The 15,032-nt window shown below is 75.4% G+C and carries 14 protein-coding genes; 10 read left to right on the forward strand and 4 right to left on the reverse strand.

The features are described from left to right. Positions 1–128 precede the first annotated feature (128 nt). Positions 129–530: a ChaB family protein gene (locus MILUP08_RS12415; RefSeq protein ID WP_007458078.1), complete on the forward strand. Its 402-nt coding sequence runs from the start codon at positions 129–131 to the stop codon at positions 528–530. Positions 531–585: 55 nt separating this feature from the next. Here MILUP08_RS12415 and MILUP08_RS12420 read toward each other — a convergent pair whose 3' ends face one another. Further along, positions 586–2,019 (reverse strand): aldehyde dehydrogenase family protein, encoded by a 1,434-nt coding sequence (locus MILUP08_RS12420; RefSeq protein WP_007458079.1) that lies wholly within the window; start codon positions 2,017–2,019, stop codon positions 586–588. Positions 2,020–2,091: 72 nt separating this feature from the next. On the opposite strand from MILUP08_RS12420, the gene MILUP08_RS12425 reads away from it, so the two are divergent. Next, entirely contained in the window at positions 2,092–3,699 is a 1,608-nt protein-coding gene (locus MILUP08_RS12425; protein ID WP_007458080.1) for a phytoene desaturase family protein, read from the forward strand. 86 nt (positions 3,700–3,785) lie between these two features. Here the strand turns inward: MILUP08_RS12425 and MILUP08_RS12430 are convergent, their stop codons facing one another. The 3 genes from MILUP08_RS12430 to MILUP08_RS12440 form a co-directional block, all read right to left on the reverse strand. Further along, a complete protein-coding gene (locus tag MILUP08_RS12430) occupies positions 3,786–4,553 on the reverse strand; it encodes a polyprenol monophosphomannose synthase (protein ID WP_007458081.1) in 768 nt (255 codons plus the stop codon). 109 nt (positions 4,554–4,662) lie between these two features. After that, positions 4,663–5,664 carry an SDR family oxidoreductase gene (locus MILUP08_RS12435; protein WP_007458083.1) on the reverse strand — a complete coding sequence of 334 codons (1,002 nt, stop codon included), beginning with the start codon at positions 5,662–5,664 and terminating at the stop codon, positions 4,663–4,665. Beyond that, positions 5,661–6,107, reverse strand: coding sequence for an SRPBCC family protein (locus MILUP08_RS12440; protein WP_007458085.1), 447 nt, complete (start codon positions 6,105–6,107; stop codon positions 5,661–5,663). The genes MILUP08_RS12435 and MILUP08_RS12440 overlap by 4 nt, the downstream gene beginning before the upstream one ends. A gap of 156 nt (positions 6,108–6,263) precedes the next feature. On the opposite strand from MILUP08_RS12440, the gene MILUP08_RS12445 reads away from it, so the two are divergent. From MILUP08_RS12445 to MILUP08_RS12480, 8 genes are read left to right on the forward strand one after another with little or no spacing between them, the layout of a single operon-like run. Beyond that, a complete protein-coding gene (locus MILUP08_RS12445) occupies positions 6,264–7,937 on the forward strand; it encodes an HAD-IIIA family hydrolase (RefSeq protein ID WP_039905884.1) in 1,674 nt (557 codons plus the stop codon). After that, on the forward strand, positions 7,934–8,908 hold the full coding sequence (locus MILUP08_RS12450; protein WP_007458089.1) for a glycosyltransferase family protein: 975 nt from the start codon (positions 7,934–7,936) through the stop codon (positions 8,906–8,908). The genes MILUP08_RS12445 and MILUP08_RS12450 overlap by 4 nt, the downstream gene beginning before the upstream one ends. After that, a complete protein-coding gene (locus tag MILUP08_RS12455) occupies positions 8,893–10,110 on the forward strand; it encodes a glycosyltransferase (protein WP_007458090.1) in 1,218 nt (405 codons plus the stop codon). The genes MILUP08_RS12450 and MILUP08_RS12455 overlap by 16 nt, the downstream gene beginning before the upstream one ends. After that, positions 10,107–10,799, forward strand: coding sequence for a D-sedoheptulose-7-phosphate isomerase (locus MILUP08_RS12460; RefSeq protein ID WP_039905886.1), 693 nt, complete (start codon positions 10,107–10,109; stop codon positions 10,797–10,799). The genes MILUP08_RS12455 and MILUP08_RS12460 overlap by 4 nt, the downstream gene beginning before the upstream one ends. Positions 10,800–10,815: 16 nt before the next feature. Then, complete coding sequence (locus tag MILUP08_RS12465; RefSeq protein WP_007458092.1) at positions 10,816–12,351, forward strand: PfkB family carbohydrate kinase; 1,536 nt, start codon at positions 10,816–10,818, stop codon at positions 12,349–12,351. After that, the gene (locus MILUP08_RS12470) at positions 12,348–13,049 is read left to right on the forward strand and encodes an SDR family oxidoreductase (RefSeq protein WP_007458093.1); all 702 of its coding nucleotides are present in this window, start codon (positions 12,348–12,350) and stop codon (positions 13,047–13,049) included. The genes MILUP08_RS12465 and MILUP08_RS12470 overlap by 4 nt, the downstream gene beginning before the upstream one ends. Further along, the gene (locus tag MILUP08_RS12475; RefSeq protein WP_007458094.1) at positions 13,046–13,999 is read left to right on the forward strand and encodes a glycosyltransferase family 9 protein; all 954 of its coding nucleotides are present in this window, start codon (positions 13,046–13,048) and stop codon (positions 13,997–13,999) included. The genes MILUP08_RS12470 and MILUP08_RS12475 overlap by 4 nt, the downstream gene beginning before the upstream one ends. Next, positions 13,983–14,966: a DNA topoisomerase IB gene (locus MILUP08_RS12480; protein ID WP_007458095.1), complete on the forward strand. Its 984-nt coding sequence runs from the start codon at positions 13,983–13,985 to the stop codon at positions 14,964–14,966. Before MILUP08_RS12475 ends, MILUP08_RS12480 begins: the two co-directional genes overlap by 17 nt. The last annotated feature ends 66 nt before the right edge of the window (positions 14,967–15,032 follow it).

Consider the following 15,032-nt stretch of genomic DNA (forward strand, 5'->3'; position numbering starts at 1 on the left):
CGTGGGACATCGACAAACCGGCGCCGGCGCCGCCATGGCGTGCCGTCCCGCCCGCGGGGACACCGTGGTTTGTCGTCGCACCCGCGGGGAATCCTCACAGTCACGCTGTCGACACGGAGGAGGACGAGATGCCCGGGCGCGAAGACCTGCCCAGCACGCTGCGGCGCTCCCCAGACAAGGCGCAGCGCACCTGGGAGAAGACACACGACTCGGCGGTGGAGACCTACGGCGAGGGCGAGCGGTCGCACCGCACCGCCTTCGCGGCGGTGAAGCACCAGTTCGAGAAGGTGGGCGACCACTGGGAGCCGAAGGGCCGCAAGGGCCCGAGCGATCGCCAGGCCGCCGGCGGCGGCCCGGAGCGGCGCGCACCCACCGCGGGTGGGGTGGACGCCAACGCCAGCAAGGACCACCTCATGTCGGTGGCCCGCAGGCTGGACGTACCCGGCCGGTCGAGCATGACCAAGCCGGAGCTGGTCACGGCCATCGAGAAGGCCAACGACCGGGCCACCCGCAAGGCTCGCGGCGACTGACCCACACCCAGCGCGGTACGGGCGGACGCGCCACCCCTGCGTCCGCCCGTACCGTTCACCAGTGCCCGCCGCCGGGCGCCTCGATGTGCACCGCCTTCACGGCGCTGAACTCGTCCAGCAGCTCCGGGCCGTACCCGAAGCCCTGCCCACTGGCCCGACGCGGATGCGCGGCGCCGCCGGGCGCCCCGCCGAACACCGAGTTGACCTTCACGGTGCCCACCGGCAGCTCCCGCCAGGCCCGCTGCGCATGGCTCATCGACGCGGTCAGTACGGTGGCCGCCAGCCCGTACGGGGAGTCTCCGGCGCAGGTCAACGCCTCGTCGAAGGAGTCGACCACCACCACCGGGGCGACCGGCCCGAACGTCTCCTCCCGCACCAGCACCATGTCGTGCCGGCAGTCGGTGACCACTGTCGCCGGGTAGTACGCCCCCGGCCCGTCCGGCACCTCCCCGCCGGTACGCACCCGCGCGCCGGCCGCCACCGCCGCGCTCACCTGCCCGTGCACGTGGTCACGGTGCCGCCTGTCGACAAGCGGGCCCAGCTCGGTGCCCGGGTCCCGGCCCGGCCCCACCCGCAGAGCCGCGGCCCGCCGCACCAGCGCGGCCACGAAGTCGTCGGCCACGTCCCGGTGCACGTAGATCCGCTCCACCGCGACGCAGATCTGCCCGGCGTTCGCGAACGCCCCGAGCGCGGCCTGCTCCGCCGCCCACTCGGGATCGACACCCGCGTCGACGACAAGCGGGTCGCTGCCGCCGTTCTCCAGCAGCACCTTGGCGCCGGTACGGGCCGCCGCGGCGGCGATCTTCCGCCCGGTGGCGGTGGACCCGACGTGCGCGACCACGTCCACGTCCTGTGCGGCAAGCGCCGCGCCGACCTCCGGTCCACCGGTGAGCAGGGACAGCACGCCGGCCGGCAGCGCCTCGTCCAGGGCCCGCGCCAGCAGCCAGCCCGTCGCCGGAGTCCGCTCGCTGGGCTTGTAGAGCACCACGTTGCCGGTGACAAGCGCCGCGCCGAGCAGGCCGCAGGAGACCGCCACCGGATCGTTCCAGGGGGTGATGGCGGCGACCACGCCGCGCGGCTGCGGAGTCAGGAAGTCCACCGCGTCCAGTGCGCCGTTCAGCGTCCGCCCGCCGCGCAGGGGAGCCAGTTCCGCGTACTGTCGCAGCGTGCCGATGCCCGCCTCGACGCCGCCGCGGGCGTCCGCGAGCGGCTTGCCCATCTCCGCGGTGACCGCGGCCGCCAACTCGTCGGTGACCGCCGCGACGGCGTCCGCGGCCCGGTGCAGCGCCGCCGCCCGCTCCGCCGGCGCGGTCGCCGCCCACTGCCCGGCCGCGTTCCGGGCCGCCTGCGTCGCCTTGCCAACCTCGTCGGCCGTCGCGACCGGCACCGAGCTGACCGGTTCGCCATCCGCCGGATCGTGGACGACCAGCTCGCCGCCGGCGCCGCCCGCGCCCCACACCCCGCCCACCAGTTGCGCAACCGTGTACATGCGGCGCTGGATGCCCCCGCCCCGGCGAGGCAAACGCGTTTCGCCCGGTTGTGCGCCGGGTAGGCGGATCGGGTGACTACCACCGGCGCGCAGAGCGCGGACGCCGTCGTCGTCGGAGCCGGGCACAACGGCCTCGTTGCGGCGAACCTGTTGGCCGACGCCGGTTGGGACGTGGTGGTGCTGGAGGCGACCGCCGTGCCCGGCGGCGCGGTCCAGTCCGCCGAGGTGACCGCGCCGGGCTACCTGAGCGACCTCTACAGCTCGTTCTACCCCCTGGGGTACGCCTCGCCCGTGCTGGACGGCCTCGACCTGGGCGCGTACGGGCTGTCCTGGCGGCACTCCCCGGACGTGTTGGCGCACCTGCTGCCCGACGGCCGGGCGGCAGTGATCAACCGGGACCCGGACGTCACGGCGGCCTCGCTGGAACAGTTCGCGCCCGGCGACGGCAAGCGCTGGCTGAACGCGTACACCGACTGGCTCGACGTGGCCGAGCCGATGCTGACCACCATCACCACGCCGTTCCCGCCGGTACGCGGCGGGCTGGGCCTGCTACGCCGGCTGCGGATCGCGGGCGCCCTGCGGCTGGCGCGGCGACTCGTGGTGCCGGTGCGCAAGCTCGGCGACGAGCTCTTCGACGGCCCCGGCGGGCCGGCGCTGCTGGCGGGCTGCGCCCTGCACACCGACCTGTCCCCCGAGGAGGCCGGCTCCGGCGTGTACGGCTGGCTCCTGGCCATGCTCGGCCAGCAGGTCGGCTGGCCGGTGCCCGACGGCGGCGCGCGGCAGATCACCAACGCGCTTGTGGCCCGCCTGGAGGAACGCGGTGGCCGCATCCTCTACGGCGCGCGGGTCGACCGGGTGCTCACCGCACGCGGCCGGGCGATGGGCGTGCGCACCGTGGGCGGCGCGCTGTGGCGGGCCCGTCGGGCCGTCCTCGCCGACGTGCCGGCCCCGGCCCTCTACCTCGACCTCGTCGGGGCGGCGGCGCTGCCGTCACGACTCGTCGAGGACCTGGCGCACTTCCGGTGGGACGGCTCGACGCTGAAGGTGGACTGGGCGCTCTCCGCCCCGGTGCCGTGGACCAACCGGGACATCGCCGGCGCCGGCACGGTGCATCTCGGCGCGGACCTCGACGGACTGACCCGCTACGCCGGCGAGCTGGCCCGCGGCGAACTGCCCCGTGACCCGTTCCTCCTGGTCGGGCAGATGTCCGTGGCCGACCCCAGCCACTCGCCCCCGGGCACCGAGTCGCTCTGGTCGTACACCCATCTGCCGTTCCGGCACGACTGGCGGGCCGAGGAGATCGCCGGGCACGTGCAGCGCATGGAGGACGTGCTGGAGGCGGCGGCCCCGGGCTTCCGGCAGCTCATCGTGGGCCGGCACGTGGCCGGGCCCGCCGACCTGGAGAAGGGCGACCCGAGCCTGGTGGGGGGCGCGCTCGGCGGGGGCACCGCCGCCGCGTACCAGCAGCTGTTCCTGCGCCCGATTCCCGGCCTGGGCCGGGCGGACACCCCGGTGGACCGGCTCTTTCTGGCCAGCTCGTCGGCGCACCCGGGCGGTGGGGTGCACGGTGCCCCGGGCGCGAACGCGGCCCGCGCGGCCCTGGCCCGCGACCGCGCCCTGACGGGCGCCGCCTACGCGAAGGTCATCTCCACGGCGAACCGGGCGATCTACCCCACCTGACCGGACCCCGCCTCGGTGATCAAGAGGTTTGCGTCGGATTCCGGCTCGCCGGCGACGCAAACCTCTTGATCAACACGGGGGAGGGGTCAGTTCGTGATGTTGCGGTGTTTGCTGCGGAGGCGGAACGGCATCAGGGCGCTCTCGACCTTGGTCGCCGTGGTCATCTTGGAGACGCCGTCGCGCCGCTCCTCGAAGCGGATCGGGACCTCCAGGATCGTGTGCCCCAGCTTGGTGGCCAGGTAGTGCATCTCGACCTGGAAGCTGTAACCGTTGGACTGCACCCGGTGCAGGCCGATGTCCTTCAGCGCGTCGGCCCGCCAGATCTTGAAGCCGGCGGTCAGGTCCCGGATGCGCACCCGCAGCAGCGTGTGCACGTAGAGGTTCGCCCAGCCGCTGAGCGCACGCCGGTACAGCGGCCAGTTCTCGTCCAGCTCACCACCGGGCACGTACCGGGAGCCGATCACCACGCCGGCCTGGGTGGACAGCAGCGCGCCGAGCATTCCCGGCAGCGCCTCCGGCGGGTGCGACAGGTCCGCGTCCATCTGCGCCACGAACTCGGCGCCGCCCTCGAGAGCCCGGCTCATCCCGTCGACGTACGCCCGACCCAGGCCCTCCTTGCCGGCCCGGTGCATCACCTCGATCCGCTCCGGATACTCGATGGCCAGCTTGTCGGCCACCTCGCCGGTGCCGTCGGGGGAGTTGTCGTCGGCGACGAGGATGCGCAGCCCCGGCAGCGGTAGCGCGAGCAGCCGCTCGACCAGCGCCGGGAGGTTGCCCGCCTCGTTGTAGGTGGGCACGACGACTGTCAGGTGTGCGTCTCGCCACGGCGACGGCAGCTGGACGGGCTCGATCATGTCGGACATCCTCGGTTTGCGGACTGGACTACCTGAGAGGGTAGCCAGTTGCCCGATCCGGATTGAAAAGGCTCCCCGTCGGTCGGGCCGGCCGCAGGTGGCGACACGCTCAGCGCAGGCGGCGGGCCATCGCGGTGAGGGCCATCGCGACGCCGGCGAGGGCGAGGCCGGACACCGCCGGTTTGTGGGTGCCCACCCAGAGCGCCGCCGAGCGCCGCCGCGCCTGGTCGCCGAAGATGCCCGCCGCGCCCCGGTCCCGGTCGTCGTCGCCGGGGTGGTCCAGGTTGTCCCGCCAGGTGGCCGGGTCGATCTCGTCGCCGGTCTGCTGGCTGTCGTACCCGTCGCGGGCCAGCTTGCGGTCCAGCAGGCCGGGGAACAGGATGTCGCCCAGCCGGGCCTGCCACGTCGGGCCGCCCACGTTCAGCTCCCGGGTGCCCCGGTCGGCGGCCCACACGATGGCCCGCGCCGCCACCTCGGGCGCGAAGATCGGCGGCACCGGCTGCGGGTGCCGGGGCAGGCGGGTGCGGACCCAGGAGAACTGCGGCGTGTTCACGGCGGGCAGCTGCACCATCGACAGCTTCACGCCCGGGCAGTCGTGCAGCAGCTCGGCCCGCAGCGAGTCGTTGAACCCCTGCACGGCGTGCTTGCTCGCGCAGTACGCCGACTGCAGCGGGATCCCCCGGTAGGCCAGCGCGGAGCCCACCTGCACGATCGCGCCCCGGCCGCGGGCCCGCATGTGCCGCAGCGCCGCGAGGGTGCCGTGCACCGTGCCGAGGTACGTCACCTCGGTGACCCGGCGGAACTCGCGGGCCGGGATCTCCCAGGCCGGCGCGAACACCGACACCATGGCGTTGTTGATCCACACGTCGATGCCGTCCCAGTGGTGCACCACGTCGTCGGCGGCCTGCTGCACGGCGCCCGCGTCGGCGACGTCGACCTGGTACACCCGCACGTCGGCGGCGCCCAGCGACAGGCACTCCCGCTCGGCCGCCGCCAGCCCCGCCGCGCCCCGGGCCAGCAGCGCCAGCCGGGCGCCCCGGGCCGCGTACGCGCAGGCCACCGCGCGGCCCACACCGGCGCTCGCGCCGGTCACCACCACCGTCTGCGTCACCGGGAGCCCTTCTGTCGGGTGGCGATGTCGGACAGTCGGGCCAACGTCTCCCGGTTACGCAGGTGCAGCACCAGGTCGTTGGCCTTGTTGCGGACCCAGCGCAGCGGGCCGGCGGCGAAGTCCTCGCCGAGGCGGACGCGGGTCGCGCCGCCGTCGACCGGTTCCAGGGTGAACGCCACGATCGCCTCGCCGGCCGGCCACAGCCCGGCGCGCAGCACCAGCCGGTGCGGCGGCTCGCAGGCGAGCACCGTCGACGCGTCCTGCAACGAGAACGGCCACGGCCCGGCCCGGTGGTGCAGTTGGCTGCCCACCCGGGGCCAGGCGTCGTCCACGTCGCGCACGTGCGCGGTCCCGACCACCCAGTCGCTGTACGTCCACCCGTCGGCCAGCACGTCGAACACCTGCTGCGGGGGAGCGTCGATCACTTTCTCCACTATCGCCACTGGGCTCCCATACCCGCGTCGCCACGGAGGCTAACGGGCCGGCGGGTTAGCTTCTCGGAAGTGGCGGGTAAGGCCGACCCGGGGCACCGCCGGTGGCGTTGGCCCACCGCGCCGACGACCACGTTTACTCCTCGGGGCGCCGGGAACCCGCCGGCTGTGCGACAGGACCAGGAGGATCCGTATCAGCGCAGGTCAGCCCGGGTGTACGCCGGTGCTGGTCGGGCTGGTCACGGGCCTGCCGCACCCACCGCGGGCGTCCTGTACGACGCGGTCCTGCTCGACCGCGACGGCACCCTGATCGAGGACGTGCCGTACAACGGCGACCCGGAGAAGGTACGCCCGGTCCCGGGGGCGCGGGCGGCGCTGGACCGGCTGCGGGCCGCCGGGTTGCGCCTGGCGGTGGTGACCAACCAGTCGGGCCTGGCCCGGGGCTACTTCAGCGAGGAGCAGATGCGGGCGGTGCACGCCCGCGTGGAGGAGCTGCTGGGTGGCTTCGACGCCTGGCTGGTCTGCCCGCACGACGACTCCGACCGATGCGACTGCCGCAAACCCGCGCCCGGTCTGGTGTACGCCGCCGCCCGCGAGCTGGGCACGAGCGCCTCGCGCTGCGTGCTGGTGGGCGACATCGGCCGCGACGTGGCCGCCGCCCTGGCCGCCGGGGCGGCCGGGGTGCTGGTGCCCACAGCGGTGACCCGCCCGGAGGAGATCGCCGCCGCCGGCTGGGTGGCCGCGGACCTGCCCTCGGCGGTGGACGAGATCCTGCGCCGTCAGCGGGCCGTGCAACCCGCCGAGGTCGGCGAGCGGGTGGGCACGGCGTTGGTGGTGCGCTCGGACTCGGCCGGGGACGTGCTCGTCACCGGGCCGGCGATCCGCGCCGTCGCGGCCGGGGCGCGGCGGGTGGTGCTGCTCTGCGGCCCCCGCGGACGCGCCGCCGCCGAGCTGCTGCCGGGTGTCGACGAGATCATCGAGCACCCGCTGCCGTGGATCGACCCCGCGCCGGCGCCTGTCGACCCGGACGCGATGCGGGGCCTGACCTCCCGCCTCGCCGCCGTCGGCGCGGACGAGGCGGTGGTCTTCACGTCGTTCCACCAGTCCGCCCTGCCGCTCGCGCTGCTGCTGCGGATGGCCGGGATCACCCGGATCGCCGCGATCAGCGACGACTACCCGGGCTCCCTGGTGGACATCCGCCACCGGGTGCCGGTGGGCGTCCCCGAACCCGAGCGGGCGCTCTCCCTCGCCGCCGCCGCCGGCTATCGGCTGCCGGTCGGCGACGAACCCGTGCTCCGGCTCCGGGACGACGCCGTGGCGTCCCGCCCGGTCGCCGCCGGTGACCCCGGTTACGTGGTGCTGCACCCCGGCTCGGCCGCCTCGAGCCGGGCCTGCCCGACCGAGCTGGCGGCGCGGATCGCCGCGGCGCTGACCACCGCCGGGCATCGGGTGCTGGTCACCGGCGGGCCCGACGAGCGTACGGTCACCGCCCGGGTCGCCGCGGCGGGCGGCACCGACCTGGGCGGCCGGACCGACCTGGCCGGGCTGGCCGGGCTCGTCGCCGACGCCGCCGCCGTGGTGGTCGGCAACACCGGGCCCGCGCACCTGGCCGCCGCGGCCGGGGTGCCGGTCGTGAGCCTGTTCGCGCCGACCGTCCCCTTCGGGCAGTGGGGTCCCTACCGGGTGCCCACCGTCCGGCTCGGCGACGCGGGCGCGCCCTGCCGGGACACCCGCGCGGCGAGCTGCCCGGTCCCCGGGCACCCCTGCCTCAGCGGCGTCGACCCGGCCGAGGTGGTCGAGGCGGTACGCACGCTCCTGCCCAGCGGCGGTGGCATCCGATGAACCTCCTGCTCTGGCACGTGCACGGCTCCTGGACCACGTCCTTCGTGCACGGCAGCCACCGCTACCTGATCCCCACCACACCCGACCGTGGCCCGTACGGCCTCGGCCGGGCCCGCACCTACCCGTGGCCGGACAGCGCCGTCGAGGTGGCCCCCGACGACCTGCCCGGCAGCGACGTCGACCTGGTCATCCTGCAACGGCCGGAGGAGATCGACCTGGCCGAGCAGTGGCTGGGCCGGCGCCCGGGGCGCGACGTGCCCGCCATCTACGTCGAGCACAACACCCCCAAGGGCGACGTGCCGAACACCCGCCACCCGATGGCCGACCGCGCCGACCTGCTCGTCGCCCACGTCACCGGGTTCAACCAGATCTTCTGGGACACCGGCACGACGCGCACCCGCGTGGTCGACCACGGCATCGTCGCGCCGTCCGTGTCGTACACGGGTGAACTGGACCGCCTCGCCGTGGTCATCAACGAGCCGGTGCGGCGGGGCCGGGTCACCGGCACGGACCTGCTGCCCCGCTTCGCCGAGATCGCGCCGCTGGACGTGTTCGGCATGGGCGTGGCAGGCCTCGCCGACCACCTCGGGTTGCCGGCCGACCGGCTCACCAGCCACGACGACGTCCCCCAGGACCGGATGCACGCCGAGTTGGCCCGCCGGCGCGCGTACCTGCACCTGTGCCGCTGGACCTCCCTCGGGCTCAGCCTCATCGAGGCGATGGCGATCGGCATGCCTGTCGTCGCGCTCGCCACCACCGAGGCGGTGACCGCGGTGCCCCCGGAGGCGGGGGCGCTCGCCACCCGGATGGACACCCTGCTCGACGCCGCCAGCCGGTTCATCGCCGAGCCGGCGGCCGCACGTCAGGCCGGCGTGGCGGCACGGGCCGCCGCGCGCGACAGATACGGCCTCGACCGTTTCCTCGCTGACTGGGACCGGCTGCTGGAGGAGGAAGTATGCGGATCGCGATGATCTCGGAGCACGCCAGCCCGCTCGCCATCCTCGGAGGCGAGGACGCCGGCGGCCAGAACACGCACGTCGCCGAGCTGTCCGCCGCGCTCGCCGCCGCCGGGCACGACGTGCGGGTCTACACCCGCCGCGACGCCCTCGACCTGCCGGTGACCGTACGCGCCCCGGACGGGTACGACGTGGTGCACGTGCCGGCCGGTCCGGCCGAGCCGGTCGCGAAGGACGCGCTGCTACCGCACATGCGGGAGTTCAGCAGGTGGCTTGTCGAGCGGTGGCGCGGCGGGGACTGGACGCCCGAGGTGATCCACGCGCACTTCTGGATGAGCGGCCTGGCCGCGTTGACCGCCGGTCGGCAGACCGGGGTGCCGGTGGTGCAGACGTACCACGCGCTGGGCACTGTCAAGCGCCGTTACCAGGGCGTGCAGGACACCAGCCCGGCCCGGCGCATCTCCTACGAGCGGGAGTTGGGCCGTTCGGTGGACCGGGTGGTCGCCCAGTGCCGCGACGAGGTCGGGGAGCTGGTCCGGATGGGGGTGCCCCGGTCCCGGATGACAGTCGTGCCCTCCGGGGTCAACCTCGCCTCGTTCGCCCCGCTCGGGCCGGTCGCCGACCGTGAGCCGGGCCGAGCCCGGATCCTGACCGTGGGACGGCTGGTCGAGCGCAAGGGTTTCCAGACGGTGGTCCGCGCGATGGCGCTGGTGCCCGACGCCGAGTGTGTGGTGGTCGGTGGCCCGCCCGAAGGGCTGCTGGAGACCGACCCGTACGCCCGGAGGCTGCGCGCCCTGGCCGAGTCGTGCGGGGTCGCCGACCGGGTGCACCTGGTCGGCGCGGTGCCCCGGGAGGAGATGGGCCGCTGGTACCGCTCGGCGGACCTGCTGGTCGCCGCCCCCTGGTACGAGCCGTTCGGGTTGACCCCGCTGGAGGCGATGGCGTGCGGTGTGCCGGTCGTCGGCACCGCCGTCGGCGGCATCCGCGACACAGTGGTCGACGGCACGACCGGTGACCTCGTACCGGCCCGGGATCCGCAGGCCCTCGCCACCGCGATCCAGCGGCTGCTCGACGACCGGATCCGCCGCTTCCGGTACGCCACGGCGGCGCGGGAGCGGGCCCGGTCGCGCTACTCGTGGGCGGTCGCCGCGGAACGTCTGGCCGAGGTCTACGGTGAGGTCGCCGCGGTGCGCCGGCCCACCCGGGTGGTGGCCTGATGCCGGCGGGCAGCCCGCTCGACGAGCACCTGACCAACCTCGCCGCGGCACTGGCGCCCTACCGCCGGTGTGAACCGCAACTGGCGCGCTGGGGCGCGGACCTGGCGCACCGGCTGACCGGCGGCGGACGGCTGCTCGTGGCCGGCAACGGCGGCAGCGCCGCCGAGGCTCAGCACCTCACCGCCGAGCTGGTGGGCAAGCTGCACGACGACCGCCAGCCCCTGTCGGCCATCGCCCTGCACGCCGAGACCAGCGCCGTGACCGCCATCGCCAACGACTACGGCTACGCCGACGTCTACGCCCGTCAGGTCCGCGCCCACGGCCGGCCCGGCGACGTCCTGTTGCTGCTCAGCACCAGCGGCACCAGTCCCAACCTGCTCACCGCCGCGCACGCCGCCCGCGAGGCCGGCCTGACCACGTGGGCGCTCACCGGGCCTGCCCCCAACCCGCTCGCCGACGCCTGCGACGAGGTGCTCGCCGTGCCCTCGGCGGACAGCCAGGTCGTCCAGGAGCTGCATCTCGTGACCAGCCACCTGATCTGCGAGTACCTGGAACGGGAACTGGCCGCCGCCGGTGCCGTACGCGTGCCCGCCGAGCCGGCGCCTGCCGGTCGGCTCGCGTCCGGGCCGGTGCGGACCGGGGTCGAGGTGGTGCTCGACGGTGGGGCCGGACAGCAGGTCGACGCGTGAGGATGAGGAGGACACCGTGAGGGGACCCGTGGTGGTGGTCGGGGACACCCTGCTCGACCGGGACGTGGAAGGGGTGGTGAACCGCCTCTGCCCAGACTCCCCGGTACCGGTGCTCGACGAGACCTCGGCCGTCGACCGGCCCGGCGGCGCCGGCCTCGCGGCGGTCTTCGCGGCCGCGCAGGGCGCCGACGTGGTGCTGGTGACCGCCCTCGCCGACGACGCCGGGGGCGCGCGGCTCAGCGCGCTGCTCGCCGCCGCCGGCGTGCAGGTGTACCCGCTGAGCCTGTCCGGTTCGACGCCGGAGAAGATCCGGCTGCGGGCCCGGGGCCGGGTGCTGCTGCGGCACGACCGTGGCGGCGCCTCCGGTGAGCCGGGCCAGCCCTCCGACGAGGTGCTGCGGGTACTCGCCCGGGCATCGGCAGTGCTGGTCAGCGACTACGGCCGGGGTGTGGCCCGCCAGCCCGCGTTGCGCGCCGCGCTGGCCGCCACCCGCGCGCCTGTCGTGTGGGACCCGCACCCGCGTGGTCCGGCGGCGGTGCCCGGCGTGCACCTGGCCACTCCGAACGAGTCGGAGGTACGTGAGCTGGTCCCCGCGCTGCCCGGCGCGTCCCGGCTGGCCACCGCGTCCCGGGGCGCACAGGGACTGCGGCGGCGATGGCGGGCGGGCGCGGTCGCGGTGACGTTGGGCGGGGACGGCGCACTGCTCTGCCACGCCGGGTCGACACCGCTCGTGGTGCCCACCCCGGGCAGCGCCGAGGGCGACACCTGCGGGGCCGGCGACCGGTTCGCCGCCGCCGCCAGTCTCGCGCTGGCCCAGGGCGCGCTGGTCTCCGAGGCGGTGCAGGCGGCGGTCGCCGAGGCGTCCGCGTACGTGGCGGGTGGGGGAGTGGCCACGGCCCTGCCGCCGGAGCAGCCGTTTCCGCACGTCCTGCGGGCGGGATCGAACCGCGGACCGGCGAGCGGGCACGCAGTCGCCGGCCCTGGTGGTGGTGAGCGGGTGGGCGTCGCGGCGGTCGCCACGCTGCTCGCCGAGGTGCGGGGCGCCGGCGGCACGGTGGTGGCCACCGGAGGCTGCTTCGACCTGCTGCACGCCGGGCACCTGGCGACCCTGCAGGCCGCCCGGCAGCTCGGCGACTGTCTGATCGTCTGCCTGAACTCCGACACCAGCGTGGCCGGGCTGAAGGGGCCGGACCGGCCGGTCATGGCCGAGGGCGATCGGGCCCGGCTGCTGGCCGCGCTGAGCTGCGTCGACGCCGTCCTCGTCTTCGACGAGCCGACGCCGGAGGCGGTGCTGTCCTGGCTGCGTCCGGACGTCTGGGTCAAGGGCGGCGACTACGCGACCGGCGGCCCGGACGCGGTCGGGCTCCCCGAGGCCGAGGTCCTGCGCCGCTGGGGCGGGAACACGGTGGTGGTGCCGTACCTGGACGGTCGTTCCACGAGCGACCTGATCGCCCGTTCGACGGGCGGGCCGGCCGCCGACGCGGGTGGGCGACCGCAGCAGCCGGTCGGCGTCGCCGCGCCGGTGTCGACGACGCGGGAGCGCACCCGATGACCGCCACGAGGTCCGGCGCCGGGCCGACCGTCCTGGTCAGCGGCGGGTCCAGCGGGCTCGGCGCGGCGGTGGTCGCGGCGGTGGCCGCCTCCGGTGGCCGTCCGCTCGTGCTGGACCGGCAGCCACCTGTCGACGGCGTGTCCTGGACCGAGTGCGACCTCGCCGACACCCGTGCCGCCGAGGTGGCCACCCAGCACCTCGCCGAGCAGGCCGGCGGCCTGGACGCGGTGGTCACGGCCGCCGGCACGGACGTGCCGGGTCGGCTCGCCGACGTGCCGGGGGAGACCTGGGACCGCATCGTCGCCGTGGACCTGCTGGCCACCGCGGCGGTGATCCGGGCCGCGCTGCCGTTCCTGCTGACCTCGCGCGGTCGCATCGTCACTGTCGCCTCCACGCTGGGCGTCAAGGCGGTCAGCGACGCCACGGCGTACTGCGCGGCGAAGTTCGGCGTGGTCGGGTTCACCCGCGCCCTGGCCGCCGAGCTGGCCGGCCAGGTCGGGGTCACCCTGCTCATTCCCGGGGGGATGCGCACCGCGTTCTTCGACGAGCGCGACCCGCAGTACCGGCCGGGGCCGGACGCCATCCTCAACGACCCCGTCGACACGGCCGCGGCGGTCATGTTCGCGCTCAACCAGCCGCCCGGCTGCGCGGTGCGCGAGCTGGTGGTCTGCGCCGAGCAGGAGACGTCGTACCCGTGATCCTCGTGCTGCGCGCCCTCGGCGTCGGCGACCTGGTCACCGCGGTGCCCGCCCTGCGGGCGCTGCGGGCCGCGTACCCCGACAGGGAGCTGGCGCTCGCCGCGCCCGCCGGCCTGGCCCCGCTTGTCGACCTGATCGGGGGCGTCGACCGGCTGGTGGACACCGCCGGGCTGGACGGGCCGTCCTGGCCCGGCCCCGCACCGGAGGTCGCGGTGAACCTGCACGGGCGCGGCCCGCAGTCGCACCGGCTGCTGGCCGCCTCCCGCCCGGGGCGGCTGGTCGCCTTCGCGAACGCCGACGCCGGGTTCGGCGACGGGCCGCGGTGGGTCGACGCCGAGCACGAGGTGGACCGCTGGTGCCGGCTGCTGTCCTGGTACGACATCCCGACCGACCGCGGCGACCTGGGCCTGCGCCGGCCCGGCTCGACCGGCGGCCCGGCCGGGGCCACGCTGCTGCACCCGGGCAGCAAGGTCCCCGCCAAGCGGTGGCCCGCCGAACGGTTCGCCGCGCTCGCCCGGGCGCTCGACGAACGGGGGCACCGGGTGCTGGTCACCGGTTCGGCCGACGAACACGCGCTTGCTGCCCAGGTCGCCCACGCGGCCGGCCTGTCGCCGGACGCCGTGCTGGCCGGCCGGACCGACCTCGGCGCGCTTGCCGCGCTCGTCGCCGACGCCCGGCTGGTGGTCAGCGGGGACACCGGCGTGGCCCACCTGGCCACCGCGTACGGGACCGCGTCGGTGGTGCTGTTCGGGCCGGTGCCTCCGGCGGCGTGGGGGCCACCGCCGGACCGGCCCCGACACCGGGCGCTCTGGGTCGGTACGGGGGATTGGCGTAGATGGGACGGGGTAGGAAGCCACCCGACATTGACGGCCCTGCCCCTCGACGAGGTGCTGGCCGCCGTGGACGAGGTGGAAAGGGCGGTGCGGATCTCCGGTGCGGTTGCGGCGTAGCGACCCGGGTCGTCCCGGTTACGGGCGACGCCGGCGCGGCAAGGGCTGGACCTTCGTCGATCCGAGCGGTGTGGTCGTGCGGGATCCCGCGACCCTGGCGCGGCTGCGGGAGCTGGTGATCCCCCCTGCCTGGCAGGACGTGTGGATCGCGCCGCACGCGAACGGGCACATCCAGGCGACGGGCATCGACGCGGCCGGCCGCAAGCAGTACGTCTACCACCCGGTGTGGCGGGAGAAGCAGGACGCGGCGAAGTTCGACCACATGCTGGAGGTGGCCCGGCGGCTGCCGGCGCTGCGGGAACGGGTGGGGCAGGACCTGGGCGGGCGGGGGCTGGGTCGGGACCGGGTGCTGGCCACGGTGGCCCGCCTGCTCGACATGGGGATGTTCCGGGTCGGCAGCGACCAGTACGCGGCCGGCGACGACCCGACGTTCGGCGTGTCCACCCTGCGTCCGGAGCACGCCCGTAGACGCGGCGACTGCGTGGTCTTCGAGTTCCCCGCCAAGGGCGGCATCGAGCAGGTGCGCCGGATCGAGGACCCGCAGCTGTGCGAGGTGCTTGTCAACCTGCGTCGGCGTCGCCGGCGGGCGGACCGGCTGTTCGGCTACTGGGACGGCCGGGAGTGGCGCGACGTGCGCAGCGACGAGGTCAACGGCTACCTGCGGGAGGCCAGTGGCGGCGAGATGACCGCCAAGGACTTCCGCACCTGGCACGCCACGGTGCTGGCCGCCGCCGAGTTGGCCGCTGCCGACCCGGCCCGCTCGGTCACCGCCCGGCGCAGGGCGGTGGCGGCGGTGATGCGTGCGGTGGCGGAGCTGCTGGGCAACACCCCCACGGTGGCGCGGACGTCCTACGTGGACCCGCGGGTCGTCGACCTCTACCACGACAACACGGTGGCGCCTGTCGACCCGGGTGCGCCGCGCGAGGAGGTCGAACGGGTCGTGTTGGAGCTGCTGGAGAAGGCCTGACCGGCCCCGCCGACGATCCTGGGGGGGAAGCGACGGGGCCGGGGTCCCGGCCCGGGGGCGACACCG

Origin of the sequence: Micromonospora lupini str. Lupac 08 (genome assembly GCF_000297395.2) — a bacterium.
In the GTDB taxonomy this organism is placed as follows: domain Bacteria; phylum Actinomycetota; class Actinomycetes; order Mycobacteriales; family Micromonosporaceae; genus Micromonospora; species Micromonospora lupini.